22 protein-coding genes, 1 tRNA gene and 1 pseudogene are annotated in these 24,840 nt (G+C 70.6%); 14 read left to right on the forward strand and 10 right to left on the reverse strand.

Going from position 1 to position 24,840, the window contains the following annotated elements; genetic code table 11:
• Nucleotides 1-2 precede the first annotated feature (2 nt).
• Both Afe05nite_RS00795 and Afe05nite_RS00800 read right to left on the reverse strand, forming a co-directional pair.
• Nucleotides 3-611 (reverse strand): SigE family RNA polymerase sigma factor, encoded by a 609-nt coding sequence (locus Afe05nite_RS00795; protein WP_239117452.1) that lies wholly within the window; start codon nt 609-611, stop codon nt 3-5.
• A 343-nt stretch (nt 612-954) separates the two neighbouring features.
• A tRNA-Thr gene (locus tag Afe05nite_RS00800) sits at nt 955-1,028 on the reverse strand.
• Nucleotides 1,029-1,167: 139 nt separating this feature from the next.
• Here Afe05nite_RS00800 and Afe05nite_RS00805 point away from each other — a divergent pair.
• Complete coding sequence (locus Afe05nite_RS00805) at nt 1,168-2,253, forward strand: ABC transporter ATP-binding protein (RefSeq protein ID WP_203814945.1); 1,086 nt, start codon at nt 1,168-1,170, stop codon at nt 2,251-2,253.
• A 53-nt stretch (nt 2,254-2,306) separates the two neighbouring features.
• On the opposite strand, the gene Afe05nite_RS00810 is transcribed toward Afe05nite_RS00805, so the two are convergent.
• Both Afe05nite_RS00810 and Afe05nite_RS00815 read right to left on the reverse strand, forming a co-directional pair.
• A complete protein-coding gene (locus Afe05nite_RS00810; protein WP_203814946.1) occupies nt 2,307-5,564 on the reverse strand; it encodes an Hsp70 family protein in 3,258 nt (1,085 codons plus the stop codon).
• Nucleotides 5,565-5,581: 17 nt separating this feature from the next.
• Nucleotides 5,582-6,127: an SbtR family transcriptional regulator gene (locus tag Afe05nite_RS00815; protein ID WP_203814947.1), complete on the reverse strand. Its 546-nt coding sequence runs from the start codon at nt 6,125-6,127 to the stop codon at nt 5,582-5,584.
• 77 nt (nt 6,128-6,204) lie between these two features.
• On the opposite strand from Afe05nite_RS00815, the gene Afe05nite_RS00820 reads away from it, so the two are divergent.
• Genes Afe05nite_RS00820 through Afe05nite_RS00830 form a run of 3 tightly spaced genes read left to right on the forward strand, consistent with a single transcriptional unit; the run spans nt 6,205 to nt 8,222 of the window.
• Nucleotides 6,205-6,594, forward strand: coding sequence for a nuclear transport factor 2 family protein (locus Afe05nite_RS00820; RefSeq protein WP_203814948.1), 390 nt, complete (start codon nt 6,205-6,207; stop codon nt 6,592-6,594).
• Nucleotides 6,595-6,618: 24 nt separating this feature from the next.
• On the forward strand, nt 6,619-7,047 hold the full coding sequence (locus Afe05nite_RS00825; RefSeq protein ID WP_203814949.1) for a GNAT family N-acetyltransferase: 429 nt from the start codon (nt 6,619-6,621) through the stop codon (nt 7,045-7,047).
• Nucleotides 7,044-8,222: a low temperature requirement protein A gene (locus tag Afe05nite_RS00830; RefSeq protein ID WP_203814950.1), complete on the forward strand. Its 1,179-nt coding sequence runs from the start codon at nt 7,044-7,046 to the stop codon at nt 8,220-8,222. The genes Afe05nite_RS00825 and Afe05nite_RS00830 overlap by 4 nt, the downstream gene beginning before the upstream one ends.
• A 21-nt stretch (nt 8,223-8,243) precedes the next feature.
• On the opposite strand, the gene Afe05nite_RS00835 is transcribed toward Afe05nite_RS00830, so the two are convergent.
• Nucleotides 8,244-9,029, reverse strand: coding sequence for a hypothetical protein (locus tag Afe05nite_RS00835; protein WP_203814951.1), 786 nt, complete (start codon nt 9,027-9,029; stop codon nt 8,244-8,246).
• A 102-nt stretch (nt 9,030-9,131) separates the two neighbouring features.
• Here Afe05nite_RS00835 and Afe05nite_RS00840 point away from each other — a divergent pair, with 102 nt between their 5' ends.
• On the forward strand, nt 9,132-10,910 hold the full coding sequence (locus Afe05nite_RS00840; RefSeq protein ID WP_203814952.1) for a potassium channel protein: 1,779 nt from the start codon (nt 9,132-9,134) through the stop codon (nt 10,908-10,910).
• Here Afe05nite_RS00840 and Afe05nite_RS00845 read toward each other — a convergent pair.
• Complete coding sequence (locus tag Afe05nite_RS00845; RefSeq protein ID WP_203814953.1) at nt 10,890-12,110, reverse strand: DUF4032 domain-containing protein; 1,221 nt, start codon at nt 12,108-12,110, stop codon at nt 10,890-10,892. The two genes, Afe05nite_RS00840 and Afe05nite_RS00845, sit on opposite strands and share 21 nt — an antisense overlap.
• A gap of 116 nt (nt 12,111-12,226) precedes the next feature.
• On the opposite strand from Afe05nite_RS00845, the gene Afe05nite_RS00850 reads away from it, so the two are divergent.
• Together Afe05nite_RS00850 and Afe05nite_RS00855 are read left to right on the forward strand one after the other, a co-directional pair.
• Complete coding sequence (locus Afe05nite_RS00850; protein WP_203814954.1) at nt 12,227-13,630, forward strand: trypsin-like serine peptidase; 1,404 nt, start codon at nt 12,227-12,229, stop codon at nt 13,628-13,630.
• A gap of 10 nt (nt 13,631-13,640) precedes the next feature.
• On the forward strand, nt 13,641-14,315 hold the full coding sequence (locus Afe05nite_RS00855; protein WP_203814955.1) for a phosphatase PAP2 family protein: 675 nt from the start codon (nt 13,641-13,643) through the stop codon (nt 14,313-14,315).
• On the opposite strand, the gene nagA is transcribed toward Afe05nite_RS00855, so the two are convergent.
• From nagA to Afe05nite_RS00870, 3 genes are read right to left on the reverse strand one after another with little or no spacing between them, the layout of a single operon-like run.
• Nucleotides 14,266-15,369, reverse strand: coding sequence for an N-acetylglucosamine-6-phosphate deacetylase (gene nagA, locus Afe05nite_RS00860; RefSeq protein WP_438867334.1), 1,104 nt, complete (start codon nt 15,367-15,369; stop codon nt 14,266-14,268). The two genes, Afe05nite_RS00855 and nagA, sit on opposite strands and share 50 nt — an antisense overlap.
• Complete coding sequence (locus tag Afe05nite_RS00865; RefSeq protein ID WP_203814956.1) at nt 15,369-16,274, reverse strand: ROK family protein; 906 nt, start codon at nt 16,272-16,274, stop codon at nt 15,369-15,371. Before Afe05nite_RS00865 ends, nagA begins: the two co-directional genes overlap by 1 nt.
• Nucleotides 16,271-17,185: an SIS domain-containing protein gene (locus tag Afe05nite_RS00870; RefSeq protein ID WP_203814957.1), complete on the reverse strand. Its 915-nt coding sequence runs from the start codon at nt 17,183-17,185 to the stop codon at nt 16,271-16,273. Before Afe05nite_RS00870 ends, Afe05nite_RS00865 begins: the two co-directional genes overlap by 4 nt.
• A gap of 209 nt (nt 17,186-17,394) precedes the next feature.
• On the opposite strand from Afe05nite_RS00870, the gene Afe05nite_RS00875 reads away from it, so the two are divergent.
• The 7 genes and pseudogenes from Afe05nite_RS00875 to Afe05nite_RS00905 form a co-directional block, all read left to right on the forward strand.
• Nucleotides 17,395-18,180: a DeoR/GlpR family DNA-binding transcription regulator gene (locus Afe05nite_RS00875; protein WP_203814958.1), complete on the forward strand. Its 786-nt coding sequence runs from the start codon at nt 17,395-17,397 to the stop codon at nt 18,178-18,180.
• Nucleotides 18,181-18,289: 109 nt separating this feature from the next.
• Nucleotides 18,290-18,586: a hypothetical protein gene (locus Afe05nite_RS00880; protein ID WP_239117453.1), complete on the forward strand. Its 297-nt coding sequence runs from the start codon at nt 18,290-18,292 to the stop codon at nt 18,584-18,586.
• On the forward strand, nt 18,579-19,727 hold the full coding sequence (locus Afe05nite_RS00885; RefSeq protein ID WP_203814959.1) for a putative T7SS-secreted protein: 1,149 nt from the start codon (nt 18,579-18,581) through the stop codon (nt 19,725-19,727). The genes Afe05nite_RS00880 and Afe05nite_RS00885 overlap by 8 nt, the downstream gene beginning before the upstream one ends.
• A 42-nt stretch (nt 19,728-19,769) precedes the next feature.
• Nucleotides 19,770-20,168: a contact-dependent growth inhibition system immunity protein gene (locus tag Afe05nite_RS00890; protein ID WP_239117454.1), complete on the forward strand. Its 399-nt coding sequence runs from the start codon at nt 19,770-19,772 to the stop codon at nt 20,166-20,168.
• A gap of 24 nt (nt 20,169-20,192) precedes the next feature.
• Nucleotides 20,193-21,167 carry an ATP-binding cassette domain-containing protein gene (locus Afe05nite_RS00895; RefSeq protein WP_203814961.1) on the forward strand — a complete coding sequence of 325 codons (975 nt, stop codon included), beginning with the start codon at nt 20,193-20,195 and terminating at the stop codon, nt 21,165-21,167.
• Nucleotides 21,164-22,171, forward strand: a complete 1,008-nt coding sequence (locus Afe05nite_RS00900) for an ABC transporter permease subunit (RefSeq protein WP_203814962.1) — start codon at nt 21,164-21,166, stop codon at nt 22,169-22,171. The genes Afe05nite_RS00895 and Afe05nite_RS00900 overlap by 4 nt, the downstream gene beginning before the upstream one ends.
• Nucleotides 22,172-22,315: 144 nt before the next feature.
• Nucleotides 22,316-22,549: pseudogene (locus Afe05nite_RS00905) on the forward strand (DUF3263 domain-containing protein); the annotation flags it as partial.
• A 4-nt stretch (nt 22,550-22,553) separates the two neighbouring features.
• Here Afe05nite_RS00905 and Afe05nite_RS00910 read toward each other — a convergent pair.
• Nucleotides 22,554-24,764, reverse strand: coding sequence for an AAA family ATPase (locus tag Afe05nite_RS00910; RefSeq protein ID WP_203814964.1), 2,211 nt, complete (start codon nt 24,762-24,764; stop codon nt 22,554-22,556).
• Nucleotides 24,765-24,840 lie beyond the last annotated feature (76 nt).

Raw genomic sequence — 24,840 nt, forward strand, 5'->3', positions numbered from 1 at the left:
GATCAAAAATCTCCTCGGTTCAGGACGGACTTGAGCTTGATCAACGCCCGGCTTGTCTGGCTCTTGACGGTGCCTTCGCTGCACCCCAGGGTCGCGGCGGTCTCCCGCTCGCTGAGCCCCTCGAGAAACCGCAGGACCACGGTCGCCCGCTGCCGTGCGGGCAACGACTGCAACGCCTGCAGCAGTTCGGCCCGGTTCACCACCGAATCGGACATGTCCGCGACGGTGATGTCGTCGACGAAGCCGCCCGGATGCGGGTTGATGTTCCGGTTCCGGCGCCAGCCCCGCTTCGACTCGTTGATCAGGATCCGCCGCACGTACGCGGCCGGGTTCTCGGCCCGCTGAACCTTGCTCCAATGGCTGTAGGCGCGCGCCAGGGCCTCTTGGACAAGGTCGTCGGCCAGGTACCAGTCCCCGCTCAGCAGATACGCCGTGCGGTGCAGCGATGCGGCGATCCCCTGGACGAAATCCCGGAACTCCTGCTCCGTGCCGCTCGCCGTCCCGGCCGGTCGGTGCTTCATTACGGTCGTCACACCCACCAAGACCCACCCCCCACCATGGGGGTTGTCACGAACCCAGCTTTCTTTCCACCAATCTTCAGTCTCGCCCACGCTGCACCCCAAGATCAGCAGCAACGTGGGTGGGAGGCGGCCCCGGGCGGTATGAGGTGGCGGGGCGGTGCATCGCGACAGCCGGGCCCGGTGTGGTGCTGCGCGGGTCGGACGGTCATGCGGCACGTGGCTGACTGTGCCCGGCGGGGCTGCGGGTCGCTGCGGAAGTGCCGCAGGCTCGGCGGTTCCCTCGCGGGCCGGTGCTCACCCGTACACAAGGAGCTGCGCACCCCAAATCCCACCGCAAGTGACACACCGTGGGGGTTCGGGGGGCTCGGCCCCCCGGCAGGAATGCGGAGAGCCCAGGCCTGCGCACCCCGCAGACAGGATGAACCCACCTCGGAGCCCCCGGTCGGGGTCGAACCGACGACCTCCCGTTTACAAGACGGGTGCTCTGGCCAGCTGAGCTACAGGGGCATGTGGGGCACAGCATAACGTCCTGACTTCTGGTGGACGCCTTGGCATGTCACGTAAAACGGTTTACGTTTACAGCGCTGTTCCCTCCACTCGGATCGTCCGGCACGTTCCTGCCGGTGGAAAGGAAGTTGGATTCATTATGGCTACGGTCACCTATGACAAGGCCTCTCGTATTTACCCGGGCTCTGAGCGGCCCGCGGTCAACGAGCTCAATCTCGAGATCGGCGACGGGGAGTTCCTCGTTCTGGTCGGTCCCTCCGGTTGTGGCAAGTCCACCAGCCTGCGCATGCTCGCCGGCCTTGAGGACGTCGACAAGGGTCGCATCCTGATCGAGGGCAAGGACGTCACGAACCTGCCGCCGAAGTCGCGCGACATTGCGATGGTCTTCCAGAACTACGCGCTGTACCCGCACATGTCGGTGTACGAGAACATGGCGTTCGCGCTGAAGCTGCGCAAGACCAGCAAGGCCGAGATCGACCGCCGCGTCAAGGAGGCCGCCGCGCTCCTGCAGCTGGACGAGTACCTTTCGCGCAAGCCGAAGGCGCTCTCCGGTGGCCAGCGTCAGCGTGTCGCCATGGGTCGCGCCATCGTGCGTGAGCCGCAGGTGTTCCTCATGGACGAGCCGCTGTCGAACCTCGACGCGAAGCTGCGTGTGCAGACTCGTTCGCAGATCGCCACGCTGCAGGCCAAACTGGGCGTCACCACCGTCTACGTCACCCACGACCAGGTCGAGGCCATGACCATGGGACACCGGGTCGCGGTCATGCTGGACGGCGTGCTGCAGCAGGTGGACACCCCGCGGGCGCTCTACGACACCCCCGGCAACGTCTTCGTCGCCGGCTTCATGGGCTCCCCGGCCATGAACATCAAGACCGTTGCGCTCACCGAGTCGGGTGGCAGCTTCGGCTCGCTGAACATCCCGCTGACCCGCGAGCAGGTGGCGGCGGCGCAGGGCGGCGACGGCAAGGTGACCATCGGCTTCCGGCCGGAGTCGGCCGAGCTGGTCTCGCAGGGCGAGGGCGCGTTCCCGATCGTTGTCGACCTGGTCGAGGACCTCGGCTCGGACGCCAACGTCTACGGGCACGCCGACCTTGCCGGTTCTCAGGAGCGCTTCACGGTTCGCACCGACCGTAAGCACATGCCGCAGATGGGTGACACCGTCTACATCAAGCCGCAGATCGGTGGCATCCACGCGTTCAACGCGGGCAGCGGCATCCGCATCTGAACCCAGCAGCACTGACGGAAACGGGCGGCCTCCGAAAGGGGCCGCCCGTTCTGCTATCCGGCGAAGCGTTGCAGGACGAAGTCCTTCTCGGCCACGCACGCCACCGTCGAGGTGTTCCAGGCGCAGGTGTCGGAGCGAATGTCGCTGAAGGCACCGAGCGGCACCGCCTCGTCGCCGAGGTGCCGGCCGGACAGTGCCGGGTCGTCCGGCGACTTGCTCAGCGGCTTGGAGAATTCCAGCAGGTTGCCGCCGTCGAGCCGGGCCGCCTCCCCGGGGCGGGTCCAGATCTGCTTGCCGGAGCCGTCGATCAAGGTGGTGTCGTTGGACGTGGTGCCGGCCACGACCGCCTCGCCGACCGGAACGATCGTCTCTACATTCGCCAGCTTGTAACGCCAGGCCACATGGTCGGCGTCGCCTGTCACGTCGAGCGCGATCACCGACGCGGTCTTGCCGTCGTACCCGACCTCCTCGTCGAAGCAGACCCGATCGTCGCCGCACGGGGTGACGTCCTTCAGCTGAGCGTCGGCCGTCTGGGTCGTGTAGACCACCTTCGGCTCGCCGAGTTTGTCGAGCTGGTAGGAGAGGATGCGCTGGTCGCTGGGCTGGAGCACGATGAGCCGGCCGTTGTGCGCGACCACCTCGTCGGTCGGCTGGGCCACATTCTGCCGGTCGGTGAGAATCTTGCCGGTGTTGGCGTCGATCACCCGGGCCGACTTGTCCGCGCCGATCTGCACGATCCGCGGGTCGTCGGCGAGGTCCGGCTCGAAGGGGCGGCCGAACACGGTGGCCGGCCCACCCAGATCCGTCGGCGTCGTCACCGTCAGCACCTTGCTGCGGCCGGACGAGCTGGATTCCGGCTCACGCAACGACCACCGCTGCGAGCCGTCGCTGAGCTTGAGACCGAGCAGCTGCTTGCCCTTCCGGTCGGCGACCACCGCGGTGTCCCCGGCGAAGAAGACCTCGTCCTCCTCGGCCAGGGTGCGCTGCCAGAGCAGTTTGCCGTCGGCCGCGCCGAGCACGGCCATCCGCCGCTGGTAGCCGTTGTTGGAGTCGAAATCGGTGAACAGGGCGAGCCCGACCGGCAGCGCGATCATCGACTTCCAGCGGTAGGCGGTGCCGCCGTCCTTACTGCTCCACAGGGGCTTCGACGAGTTCAGCTTCACCGCGACCACCCCGATGATGCCGCCGGCGGTGCTGTCCACGCTGGCGAAATAGGCCCGGTCGCGGTAGATCTCCGCGTCACTGAAGTCGGTGGTCACCGGCACGATCGGCTGGATGCGTCGCGGGTCGCTCAGCGCGTGATAGTCGAGCGCCCCGTAGCGGGGCCAGAAAACCCAGGTCAGCACGGCACCCGCGGCAACGACGACGGTCACGGCCGCGGCGATTATGAGGTACGCGCGGCGCCGGCGTCCCGTGGTCCCCGCCGCGGCCGGCGGCGCCGGCGGTGTCCAACCGCGCTGGTGAGGTGGCCCCAGCGCACCCGATGGCGCGCCCGTCGACGATGCTCCCGCGGGCGTTCCCGAGGAGGGCGGTCCCGCCGAGGGTGTTCCGGACGACGGCGTTCTCGATGACGGCGTCCCAGTTGACGCCGGGCTGGATGACGCCGGGCTGGATGACGCCGGACTGGATGACGGCGGGCCGGATGACGGCGGGCCGGACGATGGCGGGCCGGACGATGGCCATGAGGGCGTGTGCGGCGACATGGAGGGCGACGAGGGCGCCATGATCGGCGGGCCGGCGACGGTGTGCCACGCGGCGGCTTCGCCGGTGGCCCACGGGTCGACCGGCGCGGATCGGAGGCGCTCGTCGGTCTCTTCCTCGTGCTGGGCCGAGGGCCGCTGGGTCGAAGCCGGCTGCGCCGAAGCGTGCTGGGCCGAAGCGGGCTGGGTCGAAGCCGGCTGCGCCGAAGCGGGCTGGGTTGAAGCCGGCTGGGTCGAAGGCTGCGAGCCTGAATGCGACCGGGGCGAAGGCGGCGTAGCCGAGGGCTGCGGAGTTGATGGCGGCCCGGCTGAGCCGGGTGCGCTTGAGGCGGGAGTAGCCGATGCGAAGGCGGCGCCGGCGGGTGCGGCGGCGGGGCCGGCGGGGCTGGTGGCCGGGCCGGCGGGGGAGACCGGGGAGGGGGCGTCGGCTCGGGTGTCGGTGCTGGGAGGTGGGGAGTCGTGCTTGGTGGGGGAGGTGGGAGTGGGCGTGGCGGCAGCGGCTGTGCCGGTGGCGTAGCGGAGGGCGGCGGGCTGGTCGGCGGTGATGATCGCGCCCTCGGCCACCGGGAGTTCGGGCTGTTCCAGGACGGTGGGGGCGATGCCCAACTCGCTGTGCAGCAGGCGGGCCACGAGGGGGATCCGGGATGAGCCGCCGACCAGGAACAGGCCGGCCAGGTCGGCCGGCTTGAGGTCGGCCGCGGCGATGACCGAGGCGGCTTCGGCGACGCCGCGCCGGATCAGGGGGTCGGCTGATGCCTCCAGCTCGTCGCGGGTGAGGTGGACCGCGTGCTCGACGGCGGGCACCGGCACCGGGGCGAACGAGCTGCGGGACAGCATTTCCTTGGCGCCGCGCACGTCCTCCCAGAACCGGCGGCGCGCCCGCCACTGGGCGAGCGTGGCCGGTTCGGTGAGCTGCTGCCAGGCGGCGGGCTCGGCGCCGGCCAGGGATTTGCCGAGGTGCTCGACCAGGGCCGCGTCGATGTCGAGGCCGCCGAGGTCGTCGGCGCCGCCGGACGCGGTGACCGAGAAGGTGCCCGGCCCGTCGGCTCGCACCACGGCGACGTCGAGGGTGCCGCCGCCGAAGTCGAAGACGGCTATCGACGAGCCGGTCGGCACCGGCCGGCGGAGCACTTCGGCGAAGTAGCGGGCGGCCGCCACCGGCTCCGGCACCAGGCTCGTCCCGGCGGGCCAGCCGGCTTTGCCGAGCGCCTCGGTCAGCACCGAACGGCGGGCCGCGCCCCAGGCGGCGGGGTAGGTGAGGATGGCCGGCGGCAGGAAGCCGGTGGTGGCGACCGCCTCCCGGGCGATGGCGCCGAGCAGGGCCGCGAACAGGTCGGCGACCGGCACGTCGGCCCCGCCGAGCTGCACGGTGCCGTCGTCGACGTGCCGTTTCGGGTTGGGCTCCAGCCGGCCGGGCTCGGCGTGGCCGAGGCGCAGGGCGTCGGCGCCGACGTGCAGCCGGCCGGTGGTGTCGAGGTAGACCGCCGAGGGCAGCAGCGGCCGGCCGTCGAAGAGCAGCGGCCGGGTGCGCCCGTCGGGGTGTCGCAGCATCGCGACCGTGTGCGAGGTGCCCAGGTCGACACCGAGCACGAAGCCTTCGGTTCCGGTCACGCTGGCGCCCCTTCAGCTCATCCCTCGGCCTCCGCCATGCTACGGCCCGGGTACGACAGCCCGTCGAGGACGATCGCCAGGGTGTCGCGTTGCAGCGTGGGAGACCAGCCGCCGCGCAATGCACCTTGGCAGAGTGCGACGAGCAGCGCCATCACCTCGTCGACGCCGATCGAGGCGCGTACCTCGCCGGCCGCCTGGGCGCGGGTCAGCAGATCGGCCACCACAGCCCGGAACTGGGCCAGCGCTTCGGCTACCTCGAGGCCGGGCAGCAGGTCGATGACCGAGCGCCGGTCGGCGGCCGAGGCGACCAGGTCGGTGAAGACGCCGGCCAGGGTGGCCTGCGGCGCGGCGGCGCGGGTGGCCAGCGCGGCCAGGGTGTCCTTCATGATCGCGGCGAGCAGGTCGGCCTTCGTCGGGAAGTGCCGGAAGACGGTGCCGATCGCGACCCCGGCCTCGGCCGCCACCTGTTCGGTCGAGGCCGCGGCGCCCCGTTCGGCGAAGACCCGGGCGGCGACCTCGAGGATCTTCGCCCGGTTGCGGACGGCATCGGCACGCGGGGACATGGCCTGCTCCTTTGACAAAGTGAGTCTCGACTCATAATTTACTTGAGTCACTACTCACTTTACCGGCAGGAGAGCGGATGAACACGCGCGAGGTCTTCGAACGGGCCATGCGACCGGAGCGACTGACCGGCGAGGTCCACACCGACCACCTGGCCGACGACGTGGTGCTGGAATGGCCGTTCGGGGGGCGGCGGATCGAGGGCCGGGCGGCGTTCGCCGCGATGGCCGGCCCGGCGCGGGCCGCGCTGCCGTTCCGGATCGACGAGGTGCTTGTCGACACGGTCCACGAGACTGCCGACCCCGAGGTGATCGTCGTCGAATATCGCCTGGTCGGCACGATGCGGGCGACCGGTGAACGGCACGCTTCACCGTTGATCGCGGTGATCCGGGCGAGGGGCGGCCGGATCACCCACTGGCGCGAATATCAGGACACGCCGGCGATCGCACGGGCCATGACCGGGTCGTGATGGCCGGGCCCTAGGGTGGCCTGCATGCGCGTCGAACGGATGACCGATGCCGCGGCGGTGCTGGCCGCCGCGGACCTCTTCGATGCGCCGCCGATGGCGGCGGCCACCGAGCGCTTCCTGGCCGCGCCGGGGCATCATCTGCTCTTCGCGTACGACGAGGACGAGCGCGCCGTCGGCATGATCTCGGGGGTCGAGATGACCCACCCCGACAAGGGCACCGAGATGTTCATCTACGAGCTCGCCGTCGCCCCCGTGGCCCGGTTGAAGGGCATCGGCACCCGCCTGGTCACCGAACTGGCCGGCATCGCCCGGCACCACGGTTGCTACGGCATGTGGGTCGGCACCGAGGTCGACAACGAGGCCGCGCTGGCCACCTACCGCCGCGCCGGAGCCACCGACGAGACGTCCTTCACCCTGCTCAACTGGGATCTGATCGAGGGGGCTGGGGAATGACGGGCCCGACCCGCAGCTGGCTGCTGCCGATGCGGGCCCGGGACACCGCCGAGCCGCACCGGGTGTCCACGCCGCTGGAGCTGTTCTTCGACCTCTGTTTCGTGGTCGCCGTCGCACAGGCTGCCGCCCCGCTGCACCACAGCATCGCCGAGGATCACCTGCTGCCGGGCCTGCGCGGTTATCTGATGGTCTTCTTCGCCATCTGGTGGGCGTGGATGAACTTCACCTGGTTCGCCTCGGCCTACGACACCGACGACGACGTCTACCGCATCACCACGTTCGTACAGATCGCCGGGGCCCTGGTGCTGGCGGCCGGGGTGGGCCCGGCGTTCGAGGACAACGACTTCCGGGTCATCACCATCGGTTACGTCATCATGCGGCTGGCACTGGTCGCCCAGTGGCTGCGCGCGTCCCGCTCCGACCGCCCGCGCCGCGATGTGGCGTTGCGTTACGCGCTCGGCGTGACGGTGGTGCAGCTCCTCTGGATCCTCCGCCTGTGGGCGCCGGAGTCCTGGCCGGTGCTGCCGGTCTTCCTGGTCCTGGTGCTCGCCGACATCGCGGTGCCGATCTGGGCGGAGCGGGCGGCCGGAGGCCCGACGACCTATCACCCGCACCACATCGCCGAACGCTACGGCCTGTTCACGATCATCGTGCTGGGCGAGTCGGTGGCGTCGGCAACGGTGGCTTTCCGCGGCGCCCTGGACGAGGGCAGCCACTACACGTCGGTCCTGCTGCGTCTGGCAGTGGCGGGGCTGATCGTGGTCTTCGCCCTGTGGTGGCTCTATTTCGACCGTTCCGCGCACGCCCTGCTGATCACGATGCGAGCCTCGATCCGGTGGGGTTACGGCCACTACTTCATCTTCGCGTCGGCGGCGGCGGTCGGTGCCGGTCTGGGCGTAGCGGTGGATCACGCCACCCATCACGCCGAGATCTCCTCGACGCTCACCGGTTACGCGATCGCCGTACCGGTAGCGGTCTATCTCTTCTTCGTCTGGCTCCTGCATGTCCGTCCCCACCAGACCGGGCCGATGCTGTTCGCTTTCCCGGTGGCCGCGGTTCTGGCGCTGCTCACCCCGCTGACCCACGCGTCGCTGGAGCTGTTGGCCGTCCTGCTGGTGCTCCTGGTGGCGATCAACTCGACGGTCGGTCGCCGGGTCCCCGACCGAGTCGGCTGACGGTCCGAGCCGCCGACTGTCCTATCTGTACTGCTGGTCCACGCCGGCCACCGGGCGGCCGTCGGCCGAGAAGGTGCGCCGGACCTCGTTGCCGACCGGCTCCTCGTGCCGGCCCGGGTCGGCCGCCGACGTGGGCATCCCGTCCGTCGCGGCGGTGGGCGGGGTGTCGGCCGGCTCGTCGGTGGCCGGCTGCGGGGCGGCGGCCGGCGGAGCAGTGGCCGGTTGCGCGGCGGTCGCCCGGGACGTGGTTGCCCGGGAGGTGGCCGGCTCGCCGGCGGTCAGCTGGTTCGCGCTCGGACGCGAGGTGGCCGCCTTGGCGATGCCCGGCACTGCCTGGCCGAGGCCGGGCCGGCTGGTGGCGGCCGGCAGAAGGACCAAGCCGCCCGGCGGGAGACCGGACCCGTCGGAGACCTCCCCGGCCTTCGGCGTCGGCAGGGCGTTCGCCGGTGGCAGGCCGCCGAGGCCGCCGAGCAGGGGCACACCGCCGTTGAAGGCGTCGGCCTGGCGCACGCTCGCGACCGGGCGCATCGCGCTGGGCGTACCGCCGTCGGGGAGAAGGCCGGTGGGGCCGGCCGACTTGAGGTCGGCGGGCCGCAGCTCGCCCAGCGGGCTCTTGCCCAGCGTGCGGTAGCGCTGCTGGTCCTGCCCGGCCGCGCCGTCGGCCGCCGCCAGCAGGTCGGCGAGCTGATTGCCCGCCGGCTCCGCCGGCCCGGTTCCGGCCCGGAGGTCGGCGTGCGCGGGGGCGCCGGCACCGAACAGGAGGATCCCGCCCGCGACGACCGCACCGGCATACCAGAACTTGCGCACTGAATTCTCCCTGGCGTCGGTGCGAGGCATCGCGGACGAGCGGCGTCGGATGGGGCAACGAGGGACCCCATCGGCGGGTTCCGGCTGGTTACCATCGCGATCGTGGCTACCGAACCGATCAAGGACGTGGCGCGCCGGTCGCTCGTCTCCCGCCTGCGGGACCGCTCCGGTGACGACCGTCCACATTTCATCGTCTGCGGTTCGGACGCCCTGGTCTACACGGTTGCCGATGAACTGATCAACTCCGACCGGCCGCTGCGGCTCACTGTTCTCGTGCCGCCTGACCTGCACCCGGACGTCCCCGACTTCGAGGATCTGGTGGCTCGTGGGGCTCGGGTGAGCACGGCGGCGCGACTGGACGAGCGGACTTTCCGGGAGGCCGGCCTGGACGGCGCGGCGGGCCTCGCGCTTGTCATGCCGGACGACATGGTCAATCTGCACGCCGCCCTGTGCGCTCGCGCGATCGAGGGTGATCTGCGGCTCGTCCTGCGGATGTTCACCACCGGTCTCGCACAGGGTGTGCGTCGATTGTTCACCGACTGCGCGGTGCTCTCCGACGCCTCGATGGCGGCCCCCGCGTTCGTTGCCGCCGCTCTCGGCGCGGTCGACCCCACCCACTTCCGCTACGCCGGACGCACCCTCTATGTCGCACGTCGCGGTGAGGTGCCATCCGAGACCGTGGTCGTCGCGCTGACCGCACCGGTCGGGGGCGGCGAGGTCGCGTTGCTGCCGAGTGAAGCGGACGCCGCCGCGGCCCGGCCGGGCGATCTGGTGTTGGCCGAGGCGACCGGCCGGTCCGCCGGGCCGGCCGCGGTCACCCGTCGACTGCGCCGCAAGAACCGGTGGCGGATGTCGCTTCGGCACGCCATGCGGGTCGGGCTGACCCGCAAGGTGGTCACCGCCGTGCTCGTGACGCTGGGGGTGATCGCCGCGGCCGGGATCGTGCTGGCCGCCTACACCGACGTGCACAACTTCTGGGAGGCGATCTACGAGGCCGTGATGACCGTGTTCGGCACGTCCGATGTGGAGCCTCGGTACAACGCGACGGCGAAGGTCGCGCAGGTCGTGCTCACCGTCGCCGGCGTCGCGCTGCTGCCACTGGTCACCGCGGCGGTGGTCGACGGCGTGGTCAAGACCCGGCTGGCGCGCGACCGGGGCGAGGTCTTCGGACGGTACGCCGACCATGTCGTGCTCGTCGGACTCGGCAACGTCGGCACCCGGGTGCTGCGCCAGCTGAACGACTTCGGCGTCGACGTGGTCGCGATCGACGTGGCCCCGGACGCCCGCGGTGCGCGGGTCGCCGAGCAACTCGGCGTGCCGTTGATCGTCGGGGACGCCGCCCGCGAGGAGACGCTGCGCGCCGCCTCGATCGACACCTGCCGGGCGCTGGTCGTGGTCTCCACCGACGACGCGGTGAACCTGCAGGCGGCCCTGCATGCCCGGGCCGCGCGCGACGACGTACGCGTAGTGCTCCGCCTTTTCGACGACGACTTCGCCACCCGGGTCGAGGACGTCTTCGACATCAACATCTCGCGCAGCGTTCCCCGGCTCTGCGCGCCGGCGTTCGCGGCCGCGCTGCTGGAACGCGAGGTGCTCGCCACCATCCCGGTCGAGCGGCACGCCGTGCTGGTCGCGGCGGTCGAGGTCGGCGCCGGGTCGGAGCTGGACGGTGCGCCGCTGAGTGCCGCCGACCGGCCGCGGAGCGCCCGCGTGATCAGCATGCGCGCGGCCGGCGAGGAATGGGTCGACTGGCACCCCGATCAGCGCCGAGTGCTCAACCCCGGCGACGAGGTCGTCGTGGTGGCCCGCCGGGCCGGTCTGCGGGTGTTGCGCCAGCAGGCGACCTCGCCCCTGGACGAGCTAGGCGCTGCCGGCCAGTGAGTCGACCTCGACCCCGAGCACGGCCTGCTCGTCGGGCTTCTTCGCGAGCACGTCGGTGAGGTAGGACTGCACGGCCGGGGCCATGCCGACGTCCCGGCCGGCTTTCTCGGACAGCAGCCATTTGTGCTGGATGATCTGGGTGAAGATCTCCTGCGGCTCGAGCTTGCGGCGCATGGCCGGCGGCACCGCCCGGACGACCGGCTCGAACACCTCGGTGAGCCACCGGTGGGCGGCCTGCTGCTCGTCGATGAGCGCGCTCTCGGCGCGATAGGTGTCGAGGTCGTTGAGCAGCTGCCGGGCCTGGTTCTCCTCGGCGTCCAGGCCGGTGAGGCGCAGCAGACGGCGGGTGTGGTAGCCGGCGTCGACGACCTTGGGGCGGACCCGGTAGCCACCGTCCGTCGTGGACATCGCCACCTCGGCCACGTCGAAGCCGAGTTCGTTGAGCCGGCGGATGCGGCCCTCGATGTCGTGCCGGGCGTCCCGGTGGGCGATCTCCTGCTCGTACGTCACTTCGTGCCAGAGGCGGTCGTAGCGGGCCACGATGTCGTCGACCACCTGCTCCGGGTCGATCGATTCGTGCAGCAGTTCGGCCGCCTGCAGGTCGAGGCACTCGCCGAACACGTTGACCCGCATGATCTCGATGTCCTCGCTGCGCTGCCCCTCGGACAGCTTCGGGTGCAGGTTGCCGGTCTCGGCGTCGACCAGGTAGGCCGCGAACGCGCCCGCGTCCCGCCGGAACAGCGTGTTGGACAGCGAGCAGTCGCCCCAGAAGAACCCGGTCAGGTGCATCCGCACGAAGAGGGCGACCATCGCGTCGAGCAGCCGGTTGAGCGTGTTCGGCCGGAGCACGTGCGAGAACAGCGCCCGGTAGGGCAGGGAGAACTGGAGGTGCCGGGTGATCAGCACGGTCTCCAGCGGTTCGCCGTCGGCGTCGAACCGGTCGGTGACGATCCCGACCGCTTCGACGGCCGGGAAGTCGATGCGTTCGAGGGCGCGCAGGAGGTCGTACTCCTTCTCGGCGATCCGCTCGCGCGTCTCTTTCAGGGCGTAGACGACCTCGTTGAGCTTGACGAACCGCACGATGTGCCGGGAGATGCCCTGCGGAAGAGCGACCAGGTGGTCGGCGGGCCAATCCTCCAGCGGAATCCCCCAGGGCAGCTCGAGGAGCGCCGGGTCGATGACAGCGGACGTGATGCGCACGCCACCAGTGTGCATGTCGGATCGGCGCGTCGAGGTCGTAGGTGGCTCGTTACACAGGTTCGAGAGAACGCCCGCTCGGTACGTGTTCCGTGGTATGACAGCGAATGGCGGATCAAATGCGACGTAAGGCAGGCCTGGCCGTCGGGGCGGTAGTCGCCCTGGTCCTGGCCGGTGCGACGGGGATCGCGGCCTGGCAGTACGCCGGCGACGAGGGGCGCCCGGTCGGCACCTGGCAGGAAGCGCCCGGCGCCGCCCGTAGCCCCGGCGCAGCTGATCATGCCGAACCGGCCGGACCGACACCGGCGGCCCCCACCGGCGCCACCGGCGTGGCGAAGCCCGAGGCCACGAGCCGGACCGCCACCACCAGCGCGGGCGCGGAACCCGAAGAAACCGAAAAAGACCCCGAAAGCGGACGACCGCTGGAGTCGGCTGCGACGCCCGCCGGCCGGCAGCGCGTCGGCGAGACGCACCGGGTCGACCGGCTCCTCGGCTACGTCGGCGGCGGGCCGGCGAAGGAGACCTTCCGCTACCCGGGCGCCTCCTACGTGAAGGTGCACTTCAAGCGCATGGCGATGCGGCCCGGTGACTACCTGACCGTGTCGAACTCCGACGGCACCGAGTCCTACCGCTACGAGGCACCGGAGCTCGTCACCGACCGGTGGGCGATGTCGGTCACCGGCGACACCGCTGTGCTGGAGATGCACCGGGCGGCCGACCCGCTCGGGCGCGACGACCGGCCCGGCACCCTGGGCATCGGCGTCGACCGCGTCGCTCGGGGCTTCAGCCGTACCGAGCAGGCCCGGCTGCCGGAGAAGCAGCTCACCGTGCCCGGTCGTACCGGCCGCGAGGAGTCGGTGTGCGGCAGCGACACCTCCAGCGACGCGGTCTGCTACCGCTCGGCCGACCCGGTCGCCTACACCAAGTCCAAGGCGATCGCTCGGCTCCTGATCAACGGCACCGAGCTGTGCACCGGCTGGCGCATCGGTGCCACCAACCGCATGATCACCAACAACCACTGCTTCACCGACTCGGCGGCGGCCCACGACACCGAGGTCTGGTTCAACTACCAGTGCGCGACCTGCGGCGGTTACGACGTCTTCCAGCCGACCAAGGTGTGGGGCGCCCAGGTCCTTTCCACCGATCATGTGTACGACTACACGCTGTTCACGGTCGACAACTTCGACTCGATCAAGAAGTTCGGCTACCTGACGCTCGACACCGTTCGGCCGGCCAAGGGCCAGGAGCTCTACGTTCCGCAGCACCCGGCGGGCCAGCCCGCCCGGATCGCCGGTTCGCTGGGAGACAAGGCCAGCAACTGCGCGGTGACCGACCCCAACTACACCGGGTACGCGGCCGGCTCGGACGTGGCCTACTACTGCGACACCGAGGGTGGCTCGTCCGGCTCACCGGTGCTGTCCCGCAAGACCAACCGGGTAGTGGCCCTGCACCACTTCGGCGGCTGCCCCAACTCGGGGGTCCGGGCCGACCTGCTCGCAGCCAAGTTGCGCGGCCTCCTCTAGCTTTGAGGGCGTGAAGATCCGCTGGTGGTTGGACGTCGTCCTGGTGGCGGCGTTCGTGGCGCTGACCGCTGCCCTCATCAACGGCCATCTGCTGGGTTTCGACGAGCGGGTGGCCGACTGGGCGTTCGCGCACCAGCCCGCCCCGCTCTACTGGACCGCCCGGGTCTTCAACTACCTGGGCCAGGGCGGCCAGGTGCTGATGCCGGTGGTGCTGATCCTGACCGGGCTGCTGGTCTATCGCACCCGGTCGTGGCGTTCGGTCATCCCGTTCGCCGCCGGATTCGTGCTCACCTACCTCACGATCGGCCCGTTGAAGATCTGGGCGGACCGCGCCGCGCCCCGTTTCACCGGGCCGGACAAGGCGATCATGTTCAACCCGGCCGCCAGCGGTACGGAGGCGATGAGCTACCCATCCGGACATATGGGTAATTCCATGGTGTGGTACGCGGTGATCGCCCTGCTCCTGGCCGCTCTGGCGGGGCGGCAGCTGAAGCGGTGGGAGTGGATCGCCGTCCGGGTCGTGCCGGTGTCGATCCTGTTCTGCACGACCATCTACACCGGGTTCCACTGGGTCACCGACTCGGTCGCCGGCGCCCTCCTCGGCCTCTTCCTGGCCCGACTGATCGAGCGGGTGCCTATCGAGTGGTGGAGTCGACCCAGCGCCCGCCCCGCATCACCCGCTTGACCCGGAACTCCACGTCCAGCACCACGAGGTCGGCCCGCCGCCCCGCGGTCAGGGCGCCGACCTCGTCCGCCAGCCCCAGCACCCGGGCCGGGGTCGTCGACGCCATGGTGACCGCGTCGGGCAGGGAGATCCCGGCCGCCACCGCGTTGCGCAGCGCCGCGTCCATGGTCAGCGTGCTGCCGGCGATCGAGCCGTTGCGGGCCAGTCGGGCCACCCGATCGGCCACGGTCACCTCCTGGCCACCGAGGTCGTAGGTGCCGTCGGGCATGCCGGTCGCGTCCATCGCGTCGGTGATCAGGGCCGTACGATCCGGACCCGCGGTTTTCGCGGTGAAAGCGAGCATGCCCGGGTGCAGGTGGATGTTGTCGGCGATCAACTCGCACACCGCCGGCGACGAGAGCAGGCCGATCACCGGGCCGGGCTCCCGGTGATGCGGCGGGCGCATCCCGTTGAACAGGTGGGTGCCGACGGTCGCGCCGGCGGCCACCCCGGCCTGCGCCTCGGTGTACGACGCGTCGGTGTGCCCGACCGCGACCACCACACCCAGGTCACGCAGGAACGTGATGGCCTCCAGCGCACCCGGCAGCTCGGGCGCGACGGTCACCATCCGTACCGTTCCCTCGCCCAGCTTGACCAGCGCGGACAGTTCCTCGATCGACGGGTCCCGGAGGAATTCGGGGTTCTGCGCGCCGCAGCGCGCCCCCGAGAGGTACGGGCCCTCGAAATGCACGCCGGCGATCACGCCCGCCCGGGCCAGCGGCAGGTAGGCCGCCACCGCCTCGCGCATCAGGTCGAACGGCGAGCTGACCAGGCTCGCCAGCATGGTCGTGGTGCCGTGCGCGAGGTGGAACGCGGCGGCCTTGCGGGTCTGCTCGGCGTCACCTGTGGTGAAGGTGTGGCCGCCACCGCCGTGGCAGTGGATGTCGACGAAGCCGGGCACGATGATGTCGTCGCCGGCCCGGTCGTCCTCGGTGATCTCCAGGATCGTCGGGCCGTCGACGGTGAGGTGGCCGGGCACGACTGCGCCGGGTCGGACGATCTGACCGCTGATCACTATTTCTCCAGGTGATCCAATGCCAGCAGGGCGGAACCGAGGCAGCCGGCGGTGTCGCCGAGCTGGGCCCGGGCGATTCGCGGCAGGCGATGGAAGGTGATCCGTCGTTCGAGCTCGCCGCGGAGCGGGGTCAGCAGGGCGTCGCCGGCCTCGGCCAGGCCGCCCCCCAGCACCAGGACGTTCACGTCATAGAGCGCCTGGGCCGTGAGCAGGCCGTCGGCCAGAGCGTCGATCGCTTCGTGCCAGACCTGTCGAGCAAGTGGATCCCGGTCGAGTCGGTCCACGACGTCCGACGCGGTGGCCTGCTCCTGGCCGGAGAGCTCGGCATAGCGCCGGCCGATCGCGCGGGCCGAGGTGATCGACTCCAGGCAGCCCCGGGCCCCGCAGCCGCACGGACTGCCGCCCGGCCGCACCACGATGTGCCCCAGCTCGCCGGCCGCGCCATGCGCCCCGCCGTAGCCCTTGCCGTCCACCACCAGGGCCGCCGCGATGCCGGTGCCGATCGCCACGAACAGCACGTGGCTCTCGCCCCGGCCGGCGCCGAGGCGGGCCTCGGCGATGCCGCCGACCCGCACGTCATGGCCCAGCGTCACCGGCAGGCCGGTCCGTTCCGAGATCAACTTCCGCAGCGGTACGTCCCGGAAGCCGACGTTCGACGACCAGACCGCGACGCCGTTCACCTCGTCGATCACCCCGGGGACGGCGATGCCGACCGCGACCGGGTGGTCGGCTCGCTGGACCAGGCCGTCGGCGATGTCGAGGATGTTCTCGGTGACCGCCGCCGGTCCGCGTGCGGCCAGGGTGGGATGCCGTTCCTCGTGCAGGACCGTGCCGTCGCGGCGGACCAGCGCGCATTTCATGCCCGTGCCGCCGACGTCAAGAGCTACGACGACGGGCTCGCTCACGTCAGCACAACCGATCGGGTCAGGTTGCGTGGGTGGTCGGGGTCGAGGCCCTGGCTCGTCGCGAGCAGCACCGCCACCCGCTGGGCCAGCACCAGGTCGGCCATCGGGTCTAGCGGCGCCCGGCCGCCGCACCAACTGCCGAGCGCGGCATATCCGCCGTGGTGCCGGCTGTGCACGAACAGGGCGCCGGTCGCCTCCACGTCGTCGGCCAGGCCCACCGGGATCTCTCCGAACGCCCACACCACCCGGCGGGGCGCGGCGATCGAGATCGGGCCGTGCCGGTAGTCCATCGCCGGGTACGCCTCGGCCCAGTAGCCGGCGGCCTCCCGGCACTTCAGCGCCGCCTCCTCGGCCAGGCCGACCGTCCAGCCGCGACCGAGGAAGGTGATCTGCTCGGCGAGGGCCGGGTGCACCGGCAGCGGCATACGCACCGCCACCTCGGCGTCGGCGGCCACCGACTCGATGTTCTCGCCCAGGTGGGCGCGGAGCAGAGCGAGGGCGCTGGTCGCGAAGCGGGTCTGCACGACCGCCTGCTCGTCGGCGAAGTCGAGCAGGATCGTCTCGCCGGCGCGGGCGGCGGCGGGCTGCCCGCCGTCCGCGGTGATCACGGTCGTGTTCCGCAGGGTGCCGAGGAGCTCGACGACCTCGGTCGTGGTGCCGGACCGGGTGATCGCGAGGACCCGGTCATACCGGCGGGTGTGCGGGAACTCGGACGCCTGGAACGCGTCGGTCTCGCCGTGGCCCGCCTGCTCGCGCAAGGCCGCGTACGCCTTGGCCATGAACCACGACGTGCCGCAACCGACCACCGCGACCCGCTCCCCGCGAACCGGGAGCCCCGGCGCGTCGGCCAGCTTCGCCGCGAGCCGCCAGCAGTCCGGCTGGCTGGCAATTTCCGCCTTGACGTACGTCATGGGCCACCCTTCGTTCATATGGGCAGGTCGCATCGTCGCGTCTGCGCGGAAGCGCGCGGTTCCCGGCACTTTCGAGCGTCATTCTGCGTGGAGCACCGGCGAGGATGCAACCGTCATCCCCCGACCGCGCAGCAGGCGAGCTTTGCTTCCCGGCCTTTCGCGCACTAATGTGCACACACTTATCACGGAACGTGCATCGGGAGTGGTTGGTGGACCGGTACGCGCGGTGGAATGCCCTGCTTGAGTTACTTGCCGAATCGGGACGAGTGAGCGTCGAGGACGCCGCCGCCCGCCTGGACGTGTCCCAGGCCACCATTCGCCGTGACTTCGACCAGCTGGCCCAGCAGCAGATGATCACGCGGACCCGGGGTGGCGCGGTCGCCAACGGGGTCTCGTACGACCTGCCCCTGCGGTACAAGTCGGCCAAACACTCCGCGGAGAAACAGCGCATCGGCGAGGCGGCCGCGGGCTTGGTCACCCCGGGAACGGTAGTCGGCCTCAACGGCGGAACGACCGTGACCGAAGTCGCCCGTGCCCTGGCCGTTAGACCCGACTTGAACACCGGCGGCGAAGGCGCCCAACTCACGGTCGTGACCAACGCGCTGAACATCGCGAACGAACTGCTGGTCCGCTCCCGCATGAAGATCGTGGTGGCCGGCGGCGTGGTGCGGCCCCAGTCGTTCGAGGTGGTCGGCCCGCTCGGCGGGGCCCTGCTGAACGAGGTGACCCTGGACATCGTGCTGCTCGGCGTCGACGCCCTCGACGTCGAACTGGGCGCCGCCTCCCATCACGAAGGCGAGGCGGCGATGAACAGCCTGATGGTCGCCCGCGCCAAGCGAGTCGTCGTCATCGCCGACTCGTCGAAACTGGGCGGCCACGCGTTCGCCCGAATCTGCCCGATCACCAAGGTCGACACCCTCGTCACCGATTCGGGTGCCTCAGCCGCCACTGTCGCCGCGTTCCACGAAGCCGGAGTCGACGTCATCAGCGCGTAGGGCGACTCCGGGCATCGAAGTTGCTCGACGGCACTAGCATCCGAACCGAGTAACCGAACGGTTACTCACCGGAGGCGGGTGCGGCATGGTGGATGGGCCAGGTTTCCATGTGGATGTCGGCGTCCTCGAAGCGGCCGCCACGGCGATCTCGGCAAGCGTTTCCGACCAGCGCGGCACCAGGCTCGACCAGGTCGACGGCGCTGCCGACACATATGGCCACGATGGCGTTCATCAGGCCTTGGAGGGCTTCTGTGGCCGTTGGAACGCTGGCTTCGACCTCCTGCTCGATGACGCCGAGGCAATCAGTGGGCTGCTGAGTGCGGTCGCCCGGGCGTACCGCGAGGCGGATGCCGCCTCGGCCGGGCGGCTGACCGCCGACCCGGCACGGCCGGTCGTCGATGACTGAACTGGGGCAGACCCACGACCCCCGAGCACTGGTTCCCGGTGACCCGGCGGGCATTCGTGACAACATCGCCGTTCTGCGGACTCGGGCGCGGCATGCGGCAGCCGCTGCGGACGGTCTGGTCGACATCGACACGGGGGCCTGGACGGGGCCGGCGGGCGATGCCTTCCGCGAGAAGTTCAGCTACGAACCCAACCGGTGGTACGCGGCGGCGAACGCGCTCGACACGGCCGCCGATTCGCTGGCCACCTATGTGTGCACGCTGGAGTGGGCGCAGAGCCAGGCGGGCGAGGCGATCCGGCGCTGGGACGAGGCGACCGAGGCGTCCCAGCGAGCGCTGGCCGCGTACGAGCAGGCCGGCCCGCCCGCTGTTCCGTTCGCCGATCCCGGTGCGGATGGACGGCAGGCCGCGGTCGACACCCTCCAGCTGGCCCGCGGGCAAGTTGTCGCCGCGGGAGACGTGGCGGCACGCTTCTTGACCCAGGAGGCCGACGCCGCCCCCGAGAAGTCGAGCTGGCTGGATCGGCTCGGCGACTTCGCGAAAGAGACCGGGGCGAACATCGTCAACGGCCTGGCCTCGTTCGGAAACGCGATGATCCACCACCCGGGCGACTCCGCGGTGCTGGCGGGCGGGCTCGCCCTGACCGCGCTGAGCGCGGGCGGCGAGGGTGCGGGCTTCGTCCTCGACGCGACCGGTGTGGGTGCCGTAGCGGGCGTGCCTCTCAACGCGATCTCCACGGCCGGGCTCGTGTTCGGGGCCGGACTCACCGGTGCCGCCACGACCTCACTCATGCGGCACGCCGCCGGTGAGGACGCGGTCTCGCCGGTAAGCGGCAGTTCGCCGTCCCGGTCGGTGCCGACCAAGACGGATCGGATGAAAGAACACCTCACCGAGCGAGATCTCGATGCGGCCAGACGTGAGTTGAACGGCGAAGTGGTGGCGATCAAGCGCAGCGGCCAGCCGTGGGATCACGTGGACGAGGTGCAGAACGCCCAGCGTGGTCTGGTGCGGCGGATCGGGCAGCTCAAGCGGTTATTGGGAGACGGGCGCACCTCGGCGGGCGACCGGGCGGCGTATGAGTCGGAGCTTTCCGAGGCGAGCCGTTTGCTCGACCACTCGGAGCAGTTCGTGCCGCGCGGTTAGCATCAGGTCCGCTTAGGCCGGAGGTAGCTGGCAATGGGAGCAGTGGAGCAGCAGCGGTCGCTCGAGCAGATCGAGGGGCACGCCTGGGGTGATCCGCCCGCGGGGGCGACCCGGCTCATCGAGACCGTGCACGAGTTGCGACGCCGGCCGGTCTCGGAGCTGACGGTCGAGGATCTTCGGGTCCTGCTCGGACAGCAGGTCGGCCTGGACGTCCTGGTGCCGGTCGCACTGGAGGTCCTCGCGGTGGAGCCGCTCGCCGAGGGGGATTTCTTTCCCGGGGATCTGCTTTCCGCGATGCTCCGGCTGCCTGTGGACTACTGGAAAGTGCACGCGGAGTGGGCGGCCCGGCTGCGCGGCATCGTCGCTGGGGTCAGGCCCGACGAGGTCGATGATGACAACCTTCAGCATGAAATTTTGGCATTTCGAGACGGCAGACATTGACGCTGCTGTTTAAAGTCTCGCGGCATGGAAGCCGTACTCGAGATAGCTGGGCTGCAGAAGACGTATCGCAGCCGGAAAGGCGTGCGCCGGGCGCTTGATGGCTTCGACATGGTTGTCGAAGCCGGGCAGGTGCACGGGTTCCTCGGCCCCAACGGGTCGGGGAAGACCACCACCCTGCGTACCCTGCTCGGACTCATCCGGCCCAACGGGGGGCGGATGGCGATCCTCGGGCGGGAAGTGCCCGAGCACCTGCCGGCCGTGGCCGGGCAGGTCGGCGCGATCGTGGAGAGTCCGCAGTTCTTCGGAAACTTCACCGCGTGGGACACGTTGTCGCTGCTCGCCGACGCGGGCGGGGTGCGGCGTCAGCGGGTCGAGGCGGTGCTTGAGCTGGTCGGGCTGCGCGATCGGGGCAAGGATCGGGTGCGGACCTATTCGCTCGGCATGAAGCAGCGGCTTGCCGTCGCGTCGGCGCTGCTCAAGGAGCCGAAGCTGCTGATTCTGGACGAGCCGGCGAACGGGCTCGACCCCGGCGGCATCCGGGAGATGCGCACGTTGATGCGCACGCTGTCCGAGTCGGGCATGACCGTGCTGCTGTCCAGCCACATTCTCGGCGAGATCCAGCTGATCTGTGACTCGGTGACGATCATCGCGGCCGGTAAGCGGGTGGCCACCGGGTCGGTGGCCGACGTGCTGGCGTCGCACGCGTCGTCGTCGGTGCGGGTGCGGCTGGAGCCGGGCATCGACCTGCTCGGTGCCGCCGAGATCCTGCGGGCCAAGGGGGCGCAGGTGGATCTCGGCACCGACTTCTTCACGGTGGGCAACGCCAACAATCCGGCGCAGATCACTCGCATCCTCGCCGAGAGTCAGATCTATGTGAGCGAGTTGACGCCGGCCTCGGCCGACCTGGAGAGCGTCTTCCTCGAGTTGACCGGCACCGCGCCGGTGGACGGGCAGAACCGGCAGGTCGACCAGGTGGCAGCGGCGGGGTGGGGTCAGTGAGCCTGTACAGAGCGGAGACGCGCCGACTGCTCAAGCGGCGGTTCACCAAGCTTTTCACGATCGGGGCGCTGCTGATTCTGGCGGCGGTGGCGGCCGGGGTGTTCTTCACCAATCACAAGGTCGGAACCGATCAGATCGCCGAGGCCAAGGGCAAGGCCCATGCCGAATACCTGCGGTCGGTGGCCAGCACCGAGCAGGTCAGGAAGGACTGTGAAGCCGCTCGGGGCACGTCCCGGGCCGGCGAGTTCCCGCCGAACTGTGAGCTGGCCGCGCCCGCCGAGTCGGACTTCGACCCCGAGTGGTACCTGCCGGCCACGTTCGACTTCAAGAAGGGCTTCCCGGACATGGTGACCACCATGGCCGCGGTGCTGGCCCTGGTCGGTTTCGTGATCGGGGCGTCCTTCGTGGGCGCCGAGTGGAACAGCGGCGGCATGATGAACCTGCTGCTCTGGCGGCCGCGCCGGTTGCAGGTGCTGGGTACGAAGCTGTCCGCCTTCCTGGTCGCCATGACCGGGTTGACGGTGCTGGTGGCGGCGATCTGGACGGCTGTGTTCTACGGCATCGCGTCGTTGCGCGGAGTGACCACCGGGTTGACCTCCGGCACGTGGCAGTCGCTCGGCCTGATGGAGTTGCGGGCCCTGGTGCTGGTGCTGGTGGCGGGTGCGCTCGGTTTCGGCCTGGCGTCGCTGGGCCGGCACACCGCGATGGCGCTGGGTGTCGCGATCGGGGTGATCGTGATCTTCCAGTTCGGCGTGGGCACGGTGCTGGCGATCGCCCATGTCAAGTTCCCGGAGCTCTATCTCGCGCCGTTCTGGGTGATCGCGTGGATGGCCAAGAAGTACGTCGCCGAGGACTACAACTCCTGCAACTTCGACGTGGGCGGCGGCTGTCAGCCGGACACCTTGACCATCACCTGGCAGATGGCGGGCAGCGCGCTCGCGATCATTCTCGTCCTCGTGGTGGGTGCCGCTATGTGGACAATGCGTAAGCGGGACATAACGTGAGGTAACGTCGGGCAGGTCATGCGCGGGGGTCGTCGGCGACATATGCTGCGGGCGGCCCCTCGCCTTTTTCCTTGGAGCACCATGCAGCCCGCCGCCGCGGACCCGTCCGAAGAGTCCACCACCACCCACGTCCCGGCCCCGCGCAGCAGCGGGCTGACCGAGCGTGAGCAGGCCATCCTCGCCTTCGAGGCGCGGTGGTGGAAGCACGCGGGTTCCAAGGAGCAGGCGATCCGGGACAGCTTCGGCGTCTCGTCCACTCGTTACTACCAACTGCTCAACGCCCTGCTCGACAAGCCCGAGGCCACCGAGCAGGAGCCGCTCCTGGTGGGCCGGCTGCGACGCCTGCGCACCTCGCGGGCCCGCACCCGCCGCCGCTGACCGCTCAGCCGGGCTGATGCGTCGAGGCGTAGGCCTCGAGCCACGCCACCTGGGTCGGGTCGAGCGAGGGCCGCACCCGTTCCCGGGCCGCGGCCACATTTGCCGCCGTGACCGTCGACGCCTCCAGTGAGTCACGCATGGCGGCCAGCGCCGCCTCGCGGATCAGGGCCGCGCAGTCGGCGGCCGAGAAACCGGCGAGCGCCGCCCCCAACTCGTCCAGATCGACGCTCTTGTCGAGGGGCACCGCCTTGGACGACGCCCGCAGGATCGCGGCCCGGGCCGCCGCGTCCGGCGGCGGCACATAGACCAGACGCTCCAGGCGGCCGGGCCGTAACAGGGCCGGGTCGATCAGGTCGGGGCGGTTGGTGGCGCCGATGATCACGACGTTCCGCAGATCTTCGACCCCGTCCAGCTCGGTGAGCAGGGCCGCCACCACGCGGTCGGTGGTGCCGCCGTCGGTCGCCTGGCCCCGGGTCGGCGCGAGCGCGTCCACCTCGTCGAGGAACACCAGGGTCGGGGCCGCCTCCCGGGCTCGGCGGAACAGCTCGCGGACGGCCCGCTCGCTGTCGCCGACCCATTTGCTCAGCAGTTCGGCGCCCTTCACCGAGAGCACGTTGGCCTTCCCGGTGCCGGCGATGGCCTTGACGAGGTAGGTCTTTCCGCAGCCGGGCGGCCCGTAGAGCAGCACGCCGCGCGGTGGCGAGACGCCGAGCCGGGCGAACGTGTCGGGATAGGTGAGCGGCCACAGCACCGACTCGGTGAGCATCTGCTTGACCTCGACGAGGTCGCCGACGTCGTCGAGGGTCACGGCCGCGACCTCGAGGGTGGACTCGGCCATCGATGTCGGGCGCACCACATCGAGCGCGGCCTCGAAATCGGCCATGGTCACGGTGGGTGATTCGGCGTCCTTCTGCCGCAGGGCGGCCCGGACCCCCGCTTCGCGGGCGAGAGCACCGAGGTCGGCGGCGACGAATCCGGGTGTACGGGCGGAGACGTCGTCCAGCCGTACGTCCTCGGCCAGAGGCATGCCGCGGGTGAGCACACTCAGCTGTTCCCGCCGCATGGCCGCGTCCGGCAGCGGAACCGCGAGCTGGACGGCGAGCAGGTCGGGCGCGCGCAGGGACGGGTCGACCGACTCGGGCCGGCTGGTGGTGCAGACGACCGCGACGCCGGCCCGGACGACCTCCTCGAGCAGCTGGTGGAAAACGGTCGCGAGGGGGCCGGGCTCGTCGCGGGGGGCGAGCGCCTCGACGTCGGAGAAGAGCAGCACGCTGGGGGTGTGCTCGCGTGCCTCCTGGACCAGTTTGCGCAGCTGGGCGGCGGCGGAGTCGTTGGTGAGGGCGGCGAGCGACGGGCCCCAGACCGGCCGGACCCGCGCCCCGACCTGGGCCGCCACCGCCCGCACCAGCGCCGACTTGCCCGAACCGGAGGGGCCGGAGATCAGCACGCCGAGGGACACCTTGGTGCCGAGCCGGGCCAGCACTTCACCGTGGTGGAAGCCGAGGTCGAGCAGTTCTTCGAGCTCTTTGGCCTGGGCGCGCAGTCCGGGCAGGTCGTCGAGGCTGGGCGGGGGCACCTCGGGGTCGGTGGCGGCGGGCGAGCTGGGCGCCACCGCGACCGTGCCGGCGGTGCCGCCGGAGGTGCGCCGGCCGCCCGACCAGCCGACCACCGTGTCCGGACTGACCAGGGCGGCGTCGCCGTCCTCGACCGAGGTCACGTTGAGCAGGGCGCTGGTGAAGCTGTAGCCGAGCCGATTCTTCAGGCTGGGGGTGACCGCCTCGACGAGCGCGCGGTTGTCGCCGGGCAGCACGTCCTGCGGCAGCAGCGACACGTCGTCGCCGGTGCTGACCACCTTGCCGAGCAGGGCGAGTCGCAGCATCTCGGGGGTGACCAGGGCGGCGATCTCGGCCGGGCCGCTGAGCGTGACCTGCCGGGCGTGCACCACCGGCAGCTTGGTCAGGGTGACCTGGCCGCCGTCGCGCAGCCCGAGGTTGCCGATGATCAGGTCGTCGGCGTAGAGCAGGGCGCGGCTGGCGTCGGCCGTCTTGGTGGGGATGGCCCGGCATGCGGTCGTGTGGCGGCCGGCGAGGCGTACCGGATCACCGGGTTTGATCTCCAGGGCGGCCATCACCTCGGGGTGCAGCCGCACGACGCCGCGCCGGGCATCCAGGGGGGCCGACTGCGTGGTTACGGTGAGTGTCAGTTCGTCGGCCACTCCTGGATGCTATCGCTGCCGCGCCGCCGGAGCGCCGTTCCCTTCGGGCGCCTCACAGGTGGGGCTCAGACGCCGC

It is taken from the genome of Paractinoplanes ferrugineus, from assembly GCF_016862195.1.
Classification (GTDB): Bacteria; Actinomycetota; Actinomycetes; order Mycobacteriales; family Micromonosporaceae; genus Actinoplanes; species Actinoplanes ferrugineus.

Bases quoted from the DNA above. Each gene is read 5' to 3' on its own strand.
- Afe05nite_RS00885 (WP_203814959.1), top strand. From the start codon at position 18,579: ATGACTGAACTGGGGCAGACCCACGACCCCCGAGCACTGGTTCCCGGT.
- Afe05nite_RS00825 (WP_203814949.1), top strand. From the start codon at position 6,619: ATGCGCGTCGAACGGATGACCGATGCCGCGGCGGTGCTGGCCGCCGCG.
- Afe05nite_RS00870 (WP_203814957.1), bottom strand. From the start codon at position 17,185: ATGACGTACGTCAAGGCGGAAATTGCCAGCCAGCCGGACTGCTGGCGG.
- Afe05nite_RS00830 (WP_203814950.1), top strand. From the start codon at position 7,044: ATGACGGGCCCGACCCGCAGCTGGCTGCTGCCGATGCGGGCCCGGGAC.
- Afe05nite_RS00820 (WP_203814948.1), top strand. From the start codon at position 6,205: ATGAACACGCGCGAGGTCTTCGAACGGGCCATGCGACCGGAGCGACTG.
- Afe05nite_RS00895 (WP_203814961.1), top strand. From the start codon at position 20,193: ATGGAAGCCGTACTCGAGATAGCTGGGCTGCAGAAGACGTATCGCAGC.
- Afe05nite_RS00815 (WP_203814947.1), bottom strand. From the start codon at position 6,127: ATGTCCCCGCGTGCCGATGCCGTCCGCAACCGGGCGAAGATCCTCGAG.
- Afe05nite_RS00850 (WP_203814954.1), top strand. From the start codon at position 12,227: ATGCGACGTAAGGCAGGCCTGGCCGTCGGGGCGGTAGTCGCCCTGGTC.
- Afe05nite_RS00805 (WP_203814945.1), top strand. From the start codon at position 1,168: ATGGCTACGGTCACCTATGACAAGGCCTCTCGTATTTACCCGGGCTCT.